Consider the following 17,776-nt stretch of genomic DNA (forward strand, 5'->3'; position numbering starts at 1 on the left):
GAGGTCCCTTTCTTATGGTACTTGTGGGAGAGGGCTTGGTCCGCCGCCGGGGGGACCAAGCGGAGGTTCAGCGCGCCGGCACCACGCCCATGCGGTTCTTCAAGGAGATGTTGGCGTGGCCGAAGGTGCTGGAGTAGTAAGCGGCGTTGGCCATCACCTTCTGCACGTAGTCGCGGGTCTCGGTGAAGGGGATGGTTTCCGCGTAGATGGTGCCGTCCAGCGTACGGTCCGCTTGCCAGGCGCGCGCGCGGCCGGGGCCGGCGTTGTAGGCGGCGGTGGCCATCACTTCGTTGCTGGACAGGCTGTCCAGCACATAGCGCAAATACCAAGTGCCCAGTTGCACATTGGTTTCGATGTCGTTGACCGCGTACTGGCCCAGGCCGATTTTTTTGGCCACCCATTTGGCGGTGGCAGGCATCAGTTGCATCAGGCCGGATGCGCCGACGCCGGAGCGCGCCATGGTGATGAAGCGGCTTTCCTGGCGGATCAGTCCGTAGACCCAGGCGTCGTCGATATCCAACTGCTTGGCGTAGCGCTGGGTGACATCGCGGTAGGGCGTCAGATAGCGCAGCGAATAATCGTGTTCATCCTTGGTGCGCTCGGCGCTGTAGATGGCCATGTCGTAGAAGCTGGCGCGGCGGCCCACTTCGGCGGCGGCCAGCAGTTCGATATCGCTGCGGTTGCGCATCGCCCAGCGCCATTCGCGCTGCGCGTCGGCGCGGAACTCGGGCTTGACGTGGCGTTCGGCCAGCTCCAGCAGCGCCAGCGCGCGTTTGACCGCCGGTTCCTCGCTCATCTGCTTGATGTCGTCCTTGCTGGGGCCGCTCTTGCTGGCCGGGGTGGACAGGCTGTTGCCCAGCTCCTCCAGCGACAGCAGCGCGTAGTAGTTGTGACCTACGCTGGCCTGGCTGAACAGCGGCGCGGCTTCGTTCTGCCGGCCCAGTTGTTGCAGCGAGCGGCCGCGCCAGTAGCGCCAGGACGGCTTGGCGCCGACGTTGGCCGGCATGGCGCGGATGATTTTCTCCAACTGGGTCCATTGCTCCAGGCGCAGCGCCGAGCGCGCCCACCATTCCCATTGCTCGGCGGTCAGCTGGTCGGCGTCGGCTTTGTCGAACCATTGCAGCGCCTGAGCCGCCTGTTGTTTGCGCGCCGACAGCAGCGCCAGTTGGCCCCAGGCGAAGCCGGCGCGCTCCTTGCTTAAGGTCTTTTCATGTTCGAGCAGCTTGCCCAGGCCGTTGCTGATATTGGCCTTGCCCTTGATTACGATGTCGTAGACGGCCGCTTCCTGACCGCCGGGGGTGGACAGGTCGGCAGTGGCGGGTTTGCTGAGCGCGGCATTGTCCAGCGGCAGGCCGGTATTGGAGGCCAGCTGGCGGGCCTGGCTCAGGTAGTTGCCGGCCAGCAGCAGGCGAGCGCGTTGCCACAGCCAGTCCCGTTTCAGGACGCCGCGCCGCGCCGCCTCGGCGATCAGGCGGTTGCAGCCCTCCGGCAGCGGCCGGCTTTCCAGGAAACGGTCCAGATCGGTGGGCGCCTTGCCCTGATTGAGTTCGTTGAGCTGGCCGTAACAGCTGGATTCTTCATCACGGCCTTCCGGCGGCAGTTTTTTCCATTCCGCGGCGAAGCGGCTCCAGCTTTCGCGAGCCGCCAGCTTTTTCACCCATTCGTTGCGCACGCGCTCGGGCATCAGGCCTTCGTCCACGCGGGCCAGAAAGTTTTGGGCCGGGCCGTCGTCGTCGCCGTCCAGCGCTTTGAGCGCCAGCCAGTAGGCCGGGTAGTCCTTCAGCGGGTAGTTGGACGGCATGCCGCCCGCCAGGCTGGCCAGCTGCCCCAGCTTGTTGCCGCGAAAGGCGTCGCGGGCGGCGATCAGTTCGTCGTCGGCGCCCGCAAAGGCGGGCAGGGCGGCCGTCAGCGCCAGGCTGAGGGCGAGCATGCGGCTTGGGGCGGTGAATGTCATAGGGTTCATGATCCGGGTTCGTCTTTATTATCCGGCGCTGAGCGCCGCTTTGGTTCAGATCCGCGCGCGGCGGGTAAATTCTTCGCGTCCTATTTGCGCCAGAAGGCCGGCGTGAACAGGATCAGCAGGGTAAACACTTCCAGCCGGCCCAACAGCATGGCCAGGCTGCAAATCCATATTTGAAAGTCGGACAGCGACGCATAGTTCGACGCCGGGCCGACCACGCCTAGCCCGGGCCCGGCGTTGTTGATCGAGGCGATCACCGCGGTGAAGGCGCTGAGAAAATCCAGGCCGCTGGCGATCAGCGCGAAGCTTAATATCACTATGCACATGCAGTAGACAAATATGAAGCCCATTACCGACAGCATGACGTCTTGAGGCACCACTTTGCCGCCGATTTTCACCGGCTGCACCGCCGCCGGGTGCAGCAGCCGCGTCATTTCGTTGACGCTCTGCTTGCTCAGCATCAGGGTGCGAACCATCTTGATGCCGCCGCCGGTGGAGCCGGAGCAGGCGGTGATGCTGGACAGGAACAGCATCCACAAAGGCACGAAGATGGGCCAGCGCGCGTAGTCCACGCTGGCGAAGCCGCTGTCGGTGGCGATGGAGATCAGGTTGAAGCTGACGTGGCGCAACGCGGTGGGGAAGTCGTAGACATGGTGTGCCCACAGGTAGACGCTCATCGTCAGGATGCTGCCCAGCAGCAGCCACAGCATGGCCTTGGCTTCCGGATCGCGCAGGTAGGCGCGCAGCGAGCGCTGGCGCAGCGCCAGGAAGTGGGTGGCGAAGTTCATCGCGCCGACTATCATGCCGAAGCTCAGTATCAGCTCCACCGGCAGCGAATCGAAGGCGCCGACGCTGCTGTCGCGGGTGGAAAAGCCTCCCAGCGACAGCGCGGCGAAGGCGTGGCACACCGCGTCCAGCCAGCTCAGGCCGGCGGCTTTCAGCGCCAGCGCCACCGCCAGCGTCCAGCCGCTGTAGACCAGCCACAGGTTCTTGGCGGTTTCGGTGATGCGCGGCGCCAGCTTGCTGTCTTTCATCGGCCCCGGCGTTTCCGCCTTGTACAACTGCATGCCGCCGATGCCGAGGATGGGCAGTATCGCCACCGCCAGCACGATGATGCCCATGCCGCCCATCCAATTGAGGAAATGGCGCCAGAAGTTGAGCGATGCCGGCAGGGTGTCCAGGCCGCTGATTACCGTGGAGCCAGTGGTGGTGAGGCCGGACATCGCTTCGAAGAACGCATGGCTGAACGGCATGTCCGGCCGCGCCAGCATGAAGGGGAAAGAGGCGGTGATGGCGAAGCCCACCCACAGCGTTGTCACCAGAATGAAGCCGTCGCGAGGCTTCAGTTCTCGCTGGTAACGCCGGGTGGCGGACCACAGCGTCAGGCCGATGGCCAGGCCGGCCACGGCGGCGGTGACGAAGGTGTCCAGCGCGCCGTCGCGGTAGAGGATGGACACCAAGGCCGGCGCGAGGAAGGTGCAGGAGAACAGCATGATCAGCTTGGACAGCACATAGAGGATGGCGAGGATTTTGCGCATGTCTCAGTCCCGCGGCTGGTAAAACTCGAGCGGCAAGCCGTCCGGATCGGCGCAGAAGAAAAAGCGAGCGCCGGTGTATTCATCCACGCGGACCTCCTCCAGCGCCACGCCCTCGGCCAGCAGGTGTTGACGGCAGGCGGCGATGTCGGCGCAGGCGAAGGCCAGGTGGCGCAGGCCGCAGGCTTCCGGCCGCGTGGGGCGAGGCGGCGGCGACGGAAAGCTGAACAGCTCCAGCTGGCCGCCGCCCGGCGTGGCCAGGTCCAGCTTCCAGGACTGGCGTTCGGCGCGCCAGTGCTCGGCCAGTATCGGCAGGCCGAGGATGCGGTGGTAGAAGTCGCGCGAGCGGGCGTAGTCTGAGGCGATGATCGCCACGTGGTGCAAGCCGGTGAGATGCATGGTCACAGAAAGCCCAGTTTGACCTGAATGAGTTTTTCCACCTGGCGGATCACCCGGCGGCGCGATAGGAAGATGATCAGATGGTCGCCGTTTTCCACCGTCAAATCGTGATGCGCCATCAGCACCTGTTCGCCGCGGATGGCCGCCACGATGTGGCTGCCTTGCGGCATGTCGATCTGATCGATGCGGCGGCCGGTCAGCCGTGATTGTTGCGCGTCGCCGTGGATGATGACCTCCATCGCCTCCGACGCGCCGCGGCGCAGCGGATGGACCGCCTCCACGTCGCCCTGGCGGATATGGGCCAGGATGGAGCCTATGGTGGACAGGTGGGGCGAAATCACAATGTCGATGCGATGGCCTTCCAGCAGGTCCACATAGCTAGTGCGGTTGACCAGCGCCACCACCCGTCGCGCGCCCATGCGCTTGGCCAGCAGCGTGGACATGATGTTGTCTTCGTCGTCGTTGGTCAGCGCGCAGAACACGTCCATCTCGTCCACGTTCTCGGCGTCCAGCAGCTCTTCGTCGGTGGCTTCTCCGCGCAGCACCAGCGCGTGCTCCAGCCGTTCCGCCAGCCACTGAGCGCGTTCCGGCCGCGCCTCTATCACTTTGACGCTGAAATCGTTTTCCAGCAGTTTGGCCAGCCGGTAGCCGATGTTGCCGCCGCCGGCGATCATGATGCGTCGCAAGGGCCGCTCGCTGAAGCGCAGCTCCTTGAGCATCGCCTGCACGTGTTCGCGCGCTGCGACGAAGAACACCTCGTCGCCTTCCTCCAGCACGGTGTCGCCGTCCGGCACCAGAAGCTTGTCCCGGCGGTGGACGGCGCAGACGCGGCAATCCGCGTCCGGCATGTGTTCGCGGATATTGCGCAGCGGCATGCCCAGCAGCCGTCCGCCGGAGTGGGCGCGCGACACCACCAGCTGCAGCTTGCCGTCGGCGAAGTCCAGCACTTGCAGCGCGCCGGGGTAGGCGAACAGCTGATAGATGTGGTCGGTGACGATCTGTTCCGGACAGATGGCGGACTCGATGCCGAAATGGGCGAGCGGGTCGCCGTGCTCGGACGCCAAGTAGTCGCTGGAGCGGATGCGGGCGATGCGGGTGGGGATGTTGAAACAGGCCTCGGCCATCTTGCAGGCCACCAGATTGGTTTCGTCGTCGCGGGTCAGCGCCAGCACCATGTCGCTGTCCGCCGCGCCGGCCTCGGCCAGCACCTGCGGGTGAGCGGCGTTGCCGGCCACGGTGCGGATGTCCAGCCTGTCCTGCAGCTGCTTGAGCCGCGCGGCATTTTGATCCACCACCGTGATGTCGTTGTTTTCCGAAAGCAGGTTCTCCGCCACATTGGCGCCGACCTGTCCGCCGCCGAGAATCAGAATCTTCACCGCGTTGGCCTGATTGTTGGTTTGTTTATGCAATTTTAACGGTTAGTGAGGCCGCTTGCTTGTCGATTAAAAAAGCAAATCAGCAGCCTTGGCACAATCAATTAGACGAATTTGCCGTCAGCTATCAGAATGCACCCATCGATTTATTAAACCTGTCAGTCAATCCAAACAAGGAGTCTCGCCATGTTGCAAAACCGTGAAGGCCAACGCGTACCGAATGTCACTTTCCGTGTTCGTGACAACAACGAGTGGAAAGATGTCAGCACCGCCGAGCTGTTCGACGGCAAAACCGTAGCGGTGTTCTCGCTGCCGGGCGCGTTCACCCCCACATGTTCTTCTACCCACCTGCCGCGCTTCAACGAGCTGGCGCCGGCCTTCTTCGCCAACGGGGTGGATGCCATCCTGTGCGTATCGGTCAACGACACCTTCGTGATGAATGAATGGGCCAAGGACCAGGAAGCTCAGAACCTGGTGATGATTCCGGACGGCAACGGCGATTTCACCGAGGGCATGGGCATGCTGGTGGACAAGCAGGACCTGGGCTTCGGCAAGCGCAGCTGGCGCTACTCCATGCTGGTGAAGGACGGCGTGGTGGACAAGATGTTCATCGAGCCGCAAGAGCCGGGCGATCCGTTCAAGGTGTCCGACGCCGATACCCTGCTGGATTACATCAACCCCAGCGCCAAGAAGCCGGACCAAGTGGTGGTGTTCTCCAAGACGGGCTGCCCGCACTGCGCGCGCGCCAAGGCGGTGCTGAGCGAAAACGGCTACGACTTCGTTGAAGTGCCGCTGGACAACAAGGTGCGCGGCAAGGTGCTGGGCGCCGTGGCCGGCAAGATGACCGCGCCGCAGGTGTTCATCAACGGCCAGCTGATCGGCTCCGCCGACGAAGTGGAAAAGTACTTCTCCAAGTAAGCCTCAACCGTGTTCGTCCCCCGGTGGCTCGGGCCCTGACGCCACCGGAGTTGTTGCGGGCCGGATGCTCCGTCCGGCCCTTTTTTTACCGGGATACGAGACGGCATGCCCAGCGTGCCGTGCCGTATCCCGATACCGAAAGGAATGAGATGCATACCTTGAACATCGATGTCGCCGTGATCGGCGCCGGCACCGCCGGCCTCGCAGCCTACCGCGCCGCCAAGGCTCGCGGCGCCAGCGCCGTGGTCATTGAAGGCGGCCCTTACGGCACCACCTGCGCCCGCGTCGGCTGCATGCCGTCCAAGCTGCTGATCGCCGCCGCCGAGGCCGCGCACCAGCCGCGCCACAGCGCGCCCTTCGGCGTGCATATCGATGGCGAAGTGCGCATCGACGGCCGCGAGGTGATGGACCGAGTCAAGCGGGAGCGCGATCGTTTCGTCGGCTTCGTGCTCAATGGCGTGGAAAGCATTCCGCCGCAAGACCGGCTGCGCGGTTACGCCCGCTTTATCGACAACACCACTTTGCAGGTAGACGAACACACGTTGGTGCAAGCGCGCCGCGTGGTGATCGCCACCGGTTCTTCGCCGTTGATCCCGCCGCCGTTTCAGGCCTTCGGCGACAAATTGATCATCAACGACGATGTGTTCGACTGGGAAACGCTGCCGGAAAGCGTGGCGGTGTTCGGTCCCGGCGTCATTGGCCTGGAACTGGGTCAGGCGCTGTCCCGGTTGGGCGTCAAGGTGCGCGTGTTCGGCCGCGGAGGCGGCGTTGGGCCGCTGTCCGATCCGGCGGTGCGCGACTACGCCAGCCAGGCGCTGGGCCGGGAGTTCTACCTGGACCCGGACGCCAAGGTGCTGGAAATGGGCTTGGCCGACGGCAAGGCGCAAATTCGCTACGTCAATCTGGACGGCGACGAGGTTTGCGAGCGTTTCGATTACGTATTGGCCGCCACCGGCCGCGCGCCCAATGTGCGCGGCCTGGCGCTGGAAAACGCCGGTCTGGAGCTGGATGCGGGCGGCGTGCCCAAGTTTGATCCGCGGACCCTGCAGTGCGGGAACTCGCCGGTTTTCATCGCAGGCGACGCCAATAACATCCTGCCGCTGTTGCACGAGGCCGCGGACGAAGGCAAGACCGCCGGCGACAATGCCGCGCTGTATCCGGCGGTACAGCCCGGTCTGCGTCGCTCTAGCATCGCCGTGGTGTTCTCCGACCCGCAGATGATGATGGTGGGCAGCCGCTTCGCCGATTTGCCGGCGGGCGAGTTCGTGGTGGGCGAAGTCAGTTTCGAAGACCAGGGCCGCAGCCGGGTCATGGGCGTCAACCAAGGCTTGCTGCATGTTTACGCCGATAGCGCCAGCGGCCGCTTCCTGGGGGCGGAAATGATAGGACCGCGCGCCGAGAACCTGGCCCATTTGCTGGCCTGGAGCCATCAGCAAGGCCTGACGATCGCCCAGATGCTGGACATGCCGTTCTACCACCCGGTGATAGAGGAAGGCCTGCGCACCGCGCTGCGCGACGCCGCAGCCAAGGTGCTTGCTTAAAGCTTGCCGCGCTGGATGCCCCGGTTTCGGTCCGCATCCGGCACCGCGCGCCCGCTTATGGTCCCCGCCATGGCGGGCTTTTTTATGGCGCCGCCGTTAAGACCCTGTTCAATGTCCACTGTGCTTCAGCGGGATTTTAGGCAAGGGCGTTGAACACCATCTCAAACCGCTTTTTCGCTCGTTTTCGCCTTGCCTCGCTGTTTGGTGAAAGGCAGCGGATTATCAGCGGCTGTGATGCATCTCCATGAGCCAGGCAAGATCGCCGGTGGCTATTTGGAGAAATGCATGAACCATGAACGTATGGCGCTGTGCGTGGCGGGAATCGGGTTGATGGTGCTGGGATGGGCGTTGTCTTCCTCGCTCTTAATTGTCCCGCGGAGCCGACTTACTGTGCGCCGCAATGAAAGCCTAGCGTATTGTGAAACCGCCCCGAGGCATCGGGGCGGTTTTTTTCATGGGATCAACGAGGCTGAGCGAGAGGGGGCAGAGGCGCGTGGTTTTCTCTAATCAGTGCGCAGCGCCCGCAGCCAGTCCAGCCGCTGCCGCCAAATCATCGGGGCGGCGCTCAGCAGATGCAGCGTGGCCAGGATGTTGAGCGCCGCGGTGGCCAGCAGCAAGATGGCGATGCTGTCGTACAGCTTCAGCGCCAGCGCGCTACCGATGGCGGCGGCCACCATGTAGAAGCCGTTGGCGATATTGTTGGCGGCCACGGCCTGAGAGCGGAAATCGTCAGGGCTGGCGGTTTGCAGCCAAGTGTACAGCGGCACGGTGAAGAAACCGCCGAAGAAGCCCAGCAGCGCCACGTCGACCATATTGCGCCAGCTGCCGGCGCGAGCCAGGAACTCGCTCAGGCCGATCAGCTCGCCGCGATAGTGCGGCATGGCCGATAGCGCCAGATCGCCGCCGAACAGCGTCATGCCGACGCTGCCCACCAGCACCATGCCCAGTTGCAGCTTGCCTTGCGACAACTTGGCGCAGACCACCGAGCCCAGGCCGATGCCGATGGAGAACAGCGCCAGCAGCAGTGTGTAGACGCCGGCGTCCCCGCCCAGGTGCAGGCGGGTGAAGGTGGGCAGCTGGGTGGTGTAGACCGCGCCCATCAACCAGAACCAGGAAATGCCGAGGATGGCGCAGCGCACGTCGCGGATGCGCCAGGCGTCGCGCATCAGCAGCACGGAATCCTTGAGGAAATTGAAGGACAGCTTAAGCTTCGGCGCGCCGGGCTGGGCCGGCGGCATTGCGCGGCTGGCGCCGTAGCCGAGCAGGGCGGTGGCCAGCAAGGTGGCGGTGATCAGGTAGGGGCCGCCGGTGGTGAGCATGCTGCCGCCGATCTGGCCGATCAGGATGGCGAGAAAGGTGCCCATTTCGATCAGGCCGTTGCCGCCCACCAATTCGTGTTCTTTCAGGTATTGCGGCAGCACCGAGTATTTGAGCGGGCCGAAAAAGGCGGAGTGGGCGCCCATCAGGAACAGCGCGCCGAGCAACAGGCCGGCGGAGTGAAGGAAGAAGCCGGCGCCGGCCAGCAACATGATGGCGATCTCGGCCAGCTTGATCCAGCGCGCGATGACGGCCTTGTCATAGCGCTCGGACAATTTGCCGGCGGTGGCGGAAAACAGGAAGAAGGGCAGGATGAACACGCCGGCGGCCAAGTTGACCAGCTGTTCCGGCGGCAGGCCGGCCAGGCTGAGGCCGTGAAAGCTGATCAGCACCACGATGGCGGTTTTCAGCAGGTTGTCGTTGAACGCGCCCAGGAACTGGGTGCCGAACAGCGGAAAGAAGCGCCGGGTGGCGAAGAAGGAAAAGCCTGCTTTCACGTGGATGCCGATCTTGTGTCATGAGCCGGAAACGCATGCTAGCGGATTCGCGGCGGGCTGTCAGCCGAGCGGCGGCGGGTTTTCCGTATAATGCGGCGCATGATGCTACGTCTGTGTTGTTGCTTGCTGATCTGTCATGCGGCCTGGGCCGGGGAGCTGTCGTCGAGGCTGGACGCCGTCTTGGCGGAATCCGCACCGGCGCGGTCTTTGGCGCTGGCTCGGATTCAGTCGCTGGACGAGGGCTTGATTGATCCGGCCTCCTTGCAGCCGGCCTGGTCCCGCTACAGTCTGCGCGCCCTGCGGCAGTTGGCGGCGCACGAGCGCGGCTGCGAGGGCGAGGTGTCGTCCGTGCCGGCGCTATGGCGTGATTTTGAACGCAGACGCTGTGTGGACGGGCGTTTGCCGGATGATTGGCTGCGCCGGCATCCGGTCCACCCCCTGGGCGGCAGCAGCGCCGCGCATTGGCGGCAAGGGCGGCCTAAGGCGGAGGCGACGGACTGGTTGCATGTGCGCGAGCGCAACGACGAGCTGGGACTGTTGGGCGCCTTGTCCGACGACAATCTGGACGCTTTGCTGGCCGGCGCGCACTGGCTGTGGCAGGACGGCGCGTTGTGGCGGCTGCGCGACGGCTACTGGCGGGTTTACCCGGCCGCGGCCTGGCGGGAGCGAGCGGAAGCGGTTGGGGTGAGGGTGTCTGCGGACGCGGGCGCCTGTGTGGAGCGTCTGGACGGCTTGTGTTTGAACCCCGCGCCGGCGTCGGCCTGGTCTTGGCGGGCTCTATGGGCGGGGCTGGCCGGGCTGGCGCTGGCCGGCGGCGGCTGGCTGGCTTGGCAGCGGCGGCGTCTGGAGCGGGAGCGGCGTTTCGCCCTGCAGATGCTGACCCATGAGCTGCGCACGCCTATCGCCGGCCTGGCCGGCGTGGTGGAGGGGCTGCGACGGGACTTCGATCGCTTGCCGGATTCCGCTCAAGATCATTTTGGACATTTGGCCGGCGGCGTCAGCCGCCTGCGCCAGTTGGCCGAAGCCAGCCGTCATTATTTGTCCGCCGACAGGTTGGACGAACGACGGCAAGCGGTGCGGCTGGCGGAATGGCTGGATGCGATCGCGGAGCGGCATCAGGCCGCTTTTTGCCTGAACGAGGACGCGACGCTGCTGCTGCCTGCTTATTGGTTGGGGCTGTGCTTGGACAATTTGCTGGTCAACGCGCGTCGGCATGGCCGGCCGCCGTGGCGATTGCTGGCGAATTGGGACGGCCGCAGCCTGACGCTGACGGTGTGCGACGGCGGCCGTTTGGCGGATTATCGGCTGCGTCGGCTGACGCGGCGGGGCAGCGGCGGCGAGGGCATGGGCTTGGGTCTGGCCATTGTCAGGCGGGTGCTGACGCGGCTGGGCGGACGGCTGCGCCTGTCCGGCCCGCCCACCAGGTTTAGCTTGCAACTGCCTGCCAAACGGGCGCCGCAACAGGACTCCCCTTTATGAATACTTTGCTGCTGGTTGAAGACGACGCAACGCTGGGCGATGGCCTGAGCCGTTTTTTGGAGGACGCCGGTTATCGCTGCCTGTGGCTGCGGCGGGCGGAAGAGGCCGCCGCGCAGTGGCTGCGCGCCGATCTGGTCATTCTAGACCGCAGCTTGCCCGACGGCGATAGCCTGCGGCATTTGCCCGGCTGGCTGGCGCAGAAAGCCCTGCCGGTGATCGTGCTGACGGCGCGGGTGGAGGTGGGCGACCGGGTGGCCGGGCTGGAGGCGGGGGCGCGGGACTATCTGAGCAAGCCCTTCGCCCATGCGGAATTGCTGGCGCGGATTCGCGCTCAGCTGCGGCCTTTGGGCGACGGCAGCCTGAGCCTGGGAGCCTTGAGTTTGCAGCCCGCCCGGCAGTCGGCGAACTGGCGGGGAAGGGAAGTGGCCTTGACGCGCACCGAGTTCGAACTGCTGGCGTTGTTGGCGCGCATGGCCGGGCGGGTGATGAGCCGCGACGAATTGCTGAACCAGGTCTGGGGTTATGAGCATTTCCCATCCACTCGCACCGTGGACACGCATATTCTGCAACTGAGGCAGAAACTGCCCGGCCTTGGCATCGAAACCGTGCGCGGCGTCGGCTACCGGCTGGAGATGCTCTGATGCGGCGCGCATTGTGCTTGTGGCTGGCGCTGGCCGCGCCGGCCTGCGCCGATCCGCTGGCGGTTTTGAACCGAGCCTTGCTGGGGGCGGACGATGACGCCGCCTGGCGCGCGCTGTCCGAAAGCTGGCCGGCTCTGCGCAGCCAGGCGCAGCGGCGGGCTTGGGCCCAGGCTTTGGCGGCGCTGAGCGCCGAGCATTGCGGCAAGGACGCGCCGTTGACGCTGCCGGCCTGGCTGCCGCGTTTGACGCTGGAGCTGGCGCAGCGCGACATGCCGCTGACGCGCGCGTACCGGGTCGTGCTGAGCGGGCACGGCGCGCTGGAGGACGCGCGCTTATTGGACGCGCACGGGCATGACCTGTTGCGCGGCGGCTTGCTGGAGCGGGAGGAAGGCCAAGATTTCCGCCTGGAAAGCGCGGATTCGAGCCGGCCTCTGGCGGCGGGGGCCTATCGGTTGCAGCTTAGCGCCGCCGGCCGGCAATGGCAGGCCGAGCTGGCGTTGCCGGAGGTGGCCAATCTGGACTGGCTGTCGCGCAGCCCGCTGGCGGTATCGCGCTTGCCGCCGCCGCGCGCGGCTTGCGCGCAGCCCTGGCTGGAGCAATCGCTGCTGAGGCGCAGCGATTACGGTTTTGTCTGGTGGCGGCGGCGGGAATTGGGCGAGGCGCTGCGCTGGCCGTCCAGCCCGGGCGAGCTATGGCAGAGCGTTGCCTTGGTTCGCGTCGAGGCGCGCGGTCAATTGGTTCTGAGGGTGGCGCACCGCCAGGTCGGGCCGCGTTGAAATCCTGACATTCGCCTGACAAACGCGACGGCCTTTGCCTTTCTAATCTCTTCATCTTGATTCGAATATGGAGAGTGCCCGCGATGTCGATATCCCCCCATTCCCTTGTTTTTGCGCTGGCGGCAATGAGCCTGCCCTTGAGCGCCTGGGCGCAGATCCGCTTGGAAAACGCCCAGTGGCGGGTGGCGCTGGACCCGGCCACCCTGGCGGTGACCGCGACGCCGGCCGGGCAGCCGCCGTTGGCGGTGTCGACGGGCGGCCCTGCGCGGGCGGTGGCGAACCTAAGCGAGGACGCGGCCGGCGCCGCCTGGTCCTGGGGGCGCGATCGTTATCGCTTGAGCGCGCGCCTGGACGGCCCGGATCTGACGTTGACGGTTCAAGCCGGGGCCGGCGCCGCGGAAACCGTGCAGCTGCTGAGGCAGCCGGCGGCGGCGATGGGGCGCGGCTTGTTGCTGCCCTTGGCGGAGGGCAGTTATGCGCCGGCCGGCGATCCGCTGTGGCTGGATTTCCTGCCGCGCTTCGCCGGCGATGGGCTGAGCACCTCGGAAAACCTCAGCCTGCCTCTGTGGGGCATGGATTACGGCGCAAGCAGCTTGCATTGGTTGCTGCTGAATCCCTTCAACAATCGTTTGAAGGTCAGCCGGGACGGCACCGGCCTGGGGCTGGCGCTGAGTCATGATTTCAACGTCTTGAACCGACAGGAGCCGATGACGCTGCTGCTGCATCTGGCAGATGGCGACCCCTTGGCCGGAGCCAAACGTTATCGGCAATGGTTGATCGGGACCGGGCGTTTCGAAAGCCTGGCGGACAAGATGCGCGCGCAGCCGGAAACCGCCAAGCTGGTGGGCGCCAGCCATGTCTATCTATGGGGCAACGATTTGCTGGGCGCTGCCGATGTGCTCGACTGGGGGCGCTGGGTGAGCCTGTTGCGCGGCGACAGCGAGCTGGCGCGGCGCTTGAGAGGGCGCTTCGACGCGGAAGCCGCCGCGGCGTTGCGGGCGGCTTCGGCCCGGCCGGACGCCTACCAGCGCCGGGTCTTGTTGACGGCTTTCAACCAGGCGGCCACGGCGGAGGCGCGCGCCGGTTGGCTGAGCGCCGCGCCGGAGTGGAGCAAGCTGGCCGCGCCTTACCGCCGCTTGCGGCGCGAGGTGAGAGCAGTGTTCGGCGCGGCCTTGGCCGAGCCGGACGATTGGGGCGGCGGCTTATCGCGCCGCACGCTCCGGGTTTTGAGCGCGGCCGGATTGGAGCGGCTATGGCTGGGGGTGGACAATTGGGAAGGGGGCTTGTGGCAGCCGCAAGCGATGGCGGAGGGCGTGCGTGCCGGCTACCTGATGGCGTCCTACGACTCCTACGAAACCGCCTTGCCGCCAGGGAAGCGCGAAGACTGGCTGACGGCGCAGCAGGGCGCCGCCGCGTATCGAAACTGCGGCATCACCTTGGCCAGCGGCCGGCGCAAGAGCGGTTTCCAGCAGTCCGGCTATTACACCAATCCGGAATGCGTGCGGCCTGTGTTGCGTCAGCGCAGCCAGGCGCTGCATAAGGCTTTGGGCTTCAACAGCTGGTTTCTGGATGCCTACGCCACCGGCATGGTGTTTGACGATTACACGCCGGGCCGGCGCATGAGCCAGGCCGACGTGGCGGCCGGCAACGAACGCAGCATGGCCTGGGTGAGGGATCGTTTCGGCGTGCCGGTGGGGTCTGAGAACGGCAACGCGGCCACCTCGCGAGGAATCGCCTTCGCGCACGGCATGCAGGTGCCGGTGCTGGGGTGGGGCGATCCCGATTTGCAGAAAAACCCCAAGTCGCCGTACTTCCTGGGCCGCTGGTTTCCGGCGGATCAGCCCGAGGTGTTTTTCCGCTCGGTCCCCTTAAAGCAACCCTATCTGAACATTTACTACCAGCCGCGCTACCGGCTGCCGCTCTACCAGGCGGTGTTCCACGACTCCATTGTCACCACTAATCACTGGCTGTACGACAACCTGAAGTTCAGCAACGCCTATGCCGACAATCTGCTGACGCAATGGTTGTACAACACGCCGCCGCTCTGGCATGTGAGCGCGGAGAGCCTGACACGGCGGCTGCCGCTGATGCGTTGCGCGGATCAGGTGTTTCGGCCCCTGCACCGGCAACTTGCGACTCAGGCCATGACCGGCTTTGCCTGGTTGACGCCGGATCGCTTATCTCAACAGACCCGTTTCGCCGATGGCAGCCGGCTGACAGTCAATTTCAGCGCGGAGCCGCGCTTGCTTGATGGGCACGAGTTGGCCGGTCAGACGATGCGGGCGCAGTTGGCCGGGCAGCCGGAGCGCACGGTTTCCTTAAAGGACTGCGAACCGAGTCCGGCCTTATGAGCCGATGTCCGACAGACATGAGTTAAATGCATTGATTTAATCGTCTTTCTGATTTTTACACATGTCATGAAAATATCGCGCCGCGCAGCGCATTGGCAAAAAGGCAACGAGTGTTGGCGGCCGCTACAGGGGAGGCCGGCGCGCCGCAGCCGGCTGCAAGCCTTTACCGGCGGCCTTTGTGCCGGGCGCCGGCGTGACGGGCCCCGGCTAGCGCGAGGCCGCAGTCGGGAAAATGGTATGTGACGAATTATGATGTGAATTGACCGTCTGTAATAAATGCTTCAAGCATCGTGTCAGGCCATATGACAAATAGTCTGTGGCTGGATGATCTGCTGAAAGCGTGTCTAGAGAAGCGCGCTAAGCAGGTTAGACACATGACTGGAGAAATCATGAGAACTAGCAAGAAGAAGTTGGTACTGGCCTTGGCCCTGGCAGGCCTGGGCGGCCAAGCCGGCAGTGTTTGGGCGGCGGAGTCCAGCAGCGGCACCCTGGATCGGGTGGAAATCACCGGTTCCAACATCAAACGCAGCATCAAGCAAGAAAAGGCGCTGCCGGTGACAGTGGTGCGCACCGAGGAAATGAGCAAGCAGGGTTTCACCACGGTGGAACAAGTGGTGAATTCGCTGGCTAGCAACCAATCCAGCATGGTGGGCGCTTCGTCGGTGCAGACGGTGTCGGGCGGTGCCTCTTACGCCAGCCTGCGCGGTCTGGGGTCGCAGTACACGCTGGTGTTGCTGGACGGCCGTCGTGTCGCCAGCCAGGCGATTGGCGGTTACGCCACGGATTTGAACGCCATTCCCTTGTCGGCGATTGAGCGCATCGAAGTGCTGCGCGACGGCGCCTCAGCCATCTACGGCACCGACGCCATCGGCGGCGTGATCAACTTCATCACCAAGAAGAGTTACCAAGGCGTGACGGTGGCGGGCGAACTGGTGTCCACCGATCACAAGGGCGGCAATACCGGCAGCGCCAGCATCACCGCAGGCATCGGCGACTTGAGCAAGGACGGCTACAATGTTTACGGCTCCTTGAGCTATCAGAAGCTGGACGCCATCACCACGCTGAACCGCTCCTTCGCCAACAAATACCTGACTGCGGACAATCTGAGCGGCCGGGTCTTTCCGTCCAACTTTACTTACAAGGGCAACGCCTACAACCCGGCGGCGCCGAATTGCAAACCGCCGTACGCCAAGCCGATAGATGCCAACTCCTGTGGCGAAAACGCCAACCTCTACATGGACCTGACGCCGGAGGTGGAACAACTGACCGCCTTCGTCAAGGGTACCAAGCAGATTGGGGACCATACCCTGTCGCTGCAGTACATGGGCGCGCGCAACGTCAGCACCACGCATATCTCGCCGGCGCCGCTGGCCAAGATCGCCACGTTGAAGGCCGGTGACAAGTATTATCCGACACATTTGCCGGACGGCACTCCCACCGACGGTAGCGACGTGGTGATCAACTCGCGCTCCGTGCCGCTGGGCCCGCGCGTGACTGAGAGCCTGTCCACCACGCAGCGGCTGGCTTTCAATGCCGAAGGCTTGCTGGCGGGCTGGGATTACCGCGGCGGGGTGGCCTACTCCGAGAACAAGACCACCATCAACTACAAGTCCGGCTATGTGCACGGCGACAAGATCGCCGCCGCCTTCCAGGACGGCACCATCAACCCCTTTGGCGACTCTGCGCCAGGCGCCTGGCAGAGCACTGAACTGAAGGGCGACGGCTGGGTCGCCAAATACCAGACGGTGATGGCGGACTTCAAGGTTAGCAAGGAAGTGTTGCAGTTGCCGGCCGGCATGATGGCGACGGCTTTCGGCGTGGAAACCCGGCGCGAGAAGCTGGACAGCCAGATCCAGGACATCGCCCAGTACGCGCTGGGTTCCGGCATCGCCGATTCCAAATCCACCAGCGGCAGCCGCGGGGTGACCGCGGCCTATGTCGAAGCGGATATCCCCATCTTCAAGAATTTCGACGCCCAGCTGGCGGCGCGTTACGACCGCTATACCGACTTCGGCAGCTCCTTCAACCCTAAGGTCGCCGTCAAGTACCAGCCTATCCCGCAGGTCTTGTTCCGCTCCTCGGCCAGCAAGGGTTTCCGCGCGCCGACGCTGTACGACGTGTTCACGCCCAATAGCAAGACCTACACCGCCAACAAGTTCAACGACCCCTTGCGCTGCCCAGGCGGCACGCCGGCCAACGGCGGCAACAAGGTGGACGATTGCAACACCCAGTTTGAAGCGCTACAGGGGGGCAACAACAACTTGTCGCCGGAGAAGGCCAGCTCGCTGACCTTCGGCATCGTGATCGAGCCGATCAAGGAAATCACCGCCAGTGCTGACTTCTGGTGGACCACGGTGAAGGACACCATAGGCGCGCTGGATCCGGGCGTGATTTTCGCCGATCCGGGCAAGTACGCCGACAAGTTCGTGCGCAACGCGGATGGCTCGCTCAACCATGTGATCACCACCACCCAGAACCTGGGTACCTTGAGCGCGGCCGGCGTGGACATCAGCCTAGCCTTCCGCTTGCCCAAGAATGCTTGGGGCAATTTCAGCGTCAACCTGGATGGCACCTACACTTCCAAGTACCAGCAACAGTTGGAGCCGAAGGGGCCCTATTTGAGCTCGCTGGGCGGTTGGTACAAGGATATTCTGCAACCGACCTTGCGCTGGAAGCACAGCCTGGCGTTCAACTGGGCGCAAGGGCCGTGGAGCGGGGTGCTGGTGCAGAACTATTCGTCGGGCTATACCGATCTGAACCCCAACGATGAAGGCCACAATGTGCGCCCATATTCCAACTGGAACCTGTCCGGCAGCTATGTCTGGGACAAGAGGCTGACCATTACCGCGGGCATTCGCAACCTGTTCGATCAGGAGCCGCCGTTCAGCAATCAGACCAAGACCTTCCAGTACGGTTTTGATCCGGTGGTGGCGGATCCAGTGGGGCGCGCCTACTTCCTGAAAGCCAGCTACAAGCTTTAAGCCTCGGC

12 protein-coding genes are annotated in these 17,776 nt (G+C 64.5%); 7 read left to right on the plus strand and 5 right to left on the minus strand.

Annotated elements, in window-relative coordinates; all coding sequences use genetic code 11:
* Positions 1-67: 67 nt before the first annotated feature.
* From GYH29_RS08590 to trkA, 4 genes are all read right to left on the minus strand, one after another.
* The gene (locus GYH29_RS08590) at positions 68-1,963 is read right to left on the minus strand and encodes a lytic transglycosylase domain-containing protein (RefSeq protein WP_232060539.1); all 1,896 of its coding nucleotides are present in this window, start codon (positions 1,961-1,963) and stop codon (positions 68-70) included.
* 80 nt (positions 1,964-2,043) lie between these two features.
* Positions 2,044-3,498, minus strand: coding sequence for a TrkH family potassium uptake protein (locus tag GYH29_RS08595; protein ID WP_019102412.1), 1,455 nt, complete (start codon positions 3,496-3,498; stop codon positions 2,044-2,046).
* A gap of 3 nt (positions 3,499-3,501) precedes the next feature.
* A complete protein-coding gene (gene gloA2, locus GYH29_RS08600; protein WP_019102413.1) occupies positions 3,502-3,894 on the minus strand; it encodes an SMU1112c/YaeR family gloxylase I-like metalloprotein in 393 nt (130 codons plus the stop codon).
* Between the two features lie 2 nt (positions 3,895-3,896).
* On the minus strand, positions 3,897-5,270 hold the full coding sequence (gene trkA / locus GYH29_RS08605) for a Trk system potassium transporter TrkA (RefSeq protein WP_161524570.1): 1,374 nt from the start codon (positions 5,268-5,270) through the stop codon (positions 3,897-3,899).
* A 183-nt stretch (positions 5,271-5,453) separates the two neighbouring features.
* Between trkA and GYH29_RS08610 the strand changes: the two genes are divergently transcribed.
* Together GYH29_RS08610 and GYH29_RS08615 are read left to right on the plus strand one after the other, a co-directional pair.
* A complete protein-coding gene (locus tag GYH29_RS08610; RefSeq protein ID WP_043593907.1) occupies positions 5,454-6,185 on the plus strand; it encodes a glutathione peroxidase in 732 nt (243 codons plus the stop codon).
* Positions 6,186-6,334: 149 nt separating this feature from the next.
* Positions 6,335-7,726, plus strand: coding sequence for a dihydrolipoyl dehydrogenase (locus tag GYH29_RS08615; protein ID WP_019102416.1), 1,392 nt, complete (start codon positions 6,335-6,337; stop codon positions 7,724-7,726).
* 503 nt (positions 7,727-8,229) lie between these two features.
* On the opposite strand, the gene GYH29_RS08620 is transcribed toward GYH29_RS08615, so the two are convergent.
* Positions 8,230-9,540, minus strand: a complete 1,311-nt coding sequence (locus tag GYH29_RS08620; protein ID WP_081576361.1) for an MFS transporter — start codon at positions 9,538-9,540, stop codon at positions 8,230-8,232.
* Positions 9,541-9,639: 99 nt separating this feature from the next.
* Here GYH29_RS08620 and GYH29_RS25015 point away from each other — a divergent pair, with 99 nt between their 5' ends.
* From GYH29_RS25015 to GYH29_RS08645, 5 genes are all read left to right on the plus strand, one after another.
* Positions 9,640-11,019 (plus strand): ATP-binding protein, encoded by a 1,380-nt coding sequence (locus tag GYH29_RS25015; protein WP_107732049.1) that lies wholly within the window; start codon positions 9,640-9,642, stop codon positions 11,017-11,019.
* The gene (locus GYH29_RS08630) at positions 11,016-11,660 is read left to right on the plus strand and encodes a response regulator transcription factor (RefSeq protein ID WP_161523535.1); all 645 of its coding nucleotides are present in this window, start codon (positions 11,016-11,018) and stop codon (positions 11,658-11,660) included. Before GYH29_RS25015 ends, GYH29_RS08630 begins: the two co-directional genes overlap by 4 nt.
* The gene (locus tag GYH29_RS08635) at positions 11,660-12,436 is read left to right on the plus strand and encodes a DUF2861 family protein (protein ID WP_161523536.1); all 777 of its coding nucleotides are present in this window, start codon (positions 11,660-11,662) and stop codon (positions 12,434-12,436) included. The genes GYH29_RS08630 and GYH29_RS08635 overlap by 1 nt, the downstream gene beginning before the upstream one ends.
* A gap of 83 nt (positions 12,437-12,519) precedes the next feature.
* Positions 12,520-14,787: a glycoside hydrolase gene (locus GYH29_RS08640; protein ID WP_161523537.1), complete on the plus strand. Its 2,268-nt coding sequence runs from the start codon at positions 12,520-12,522 to the stop codon at positions 14,785-14,787.
* Positions 14,788-15,176: 389 nt separating this feature from the next.
* Positions 15,177-17,768, plus strand: coding sequence for a TonB-dependent receptor plug domain-containing protein (locus GYH29_RS08645; protein ID WP_052052256.1), 2,592 nt, complete (start codon positions 15,177-15,179; stop codon positions 17,766-17,768).
* The last annotated feature ends 8 nt before the right edge of the window (positions 17,769-17,776 follow it).

It is taken from the genome of Chromobacterium haemolyticum (assembly GCF_009936155.1).
GTDB lineage: Bacteria > Pseudomonadota > Gammaproteobacteria > Burkholderiales > Chromobacteriaceae > Chromobacterium > Chromobacterium haemolyticum.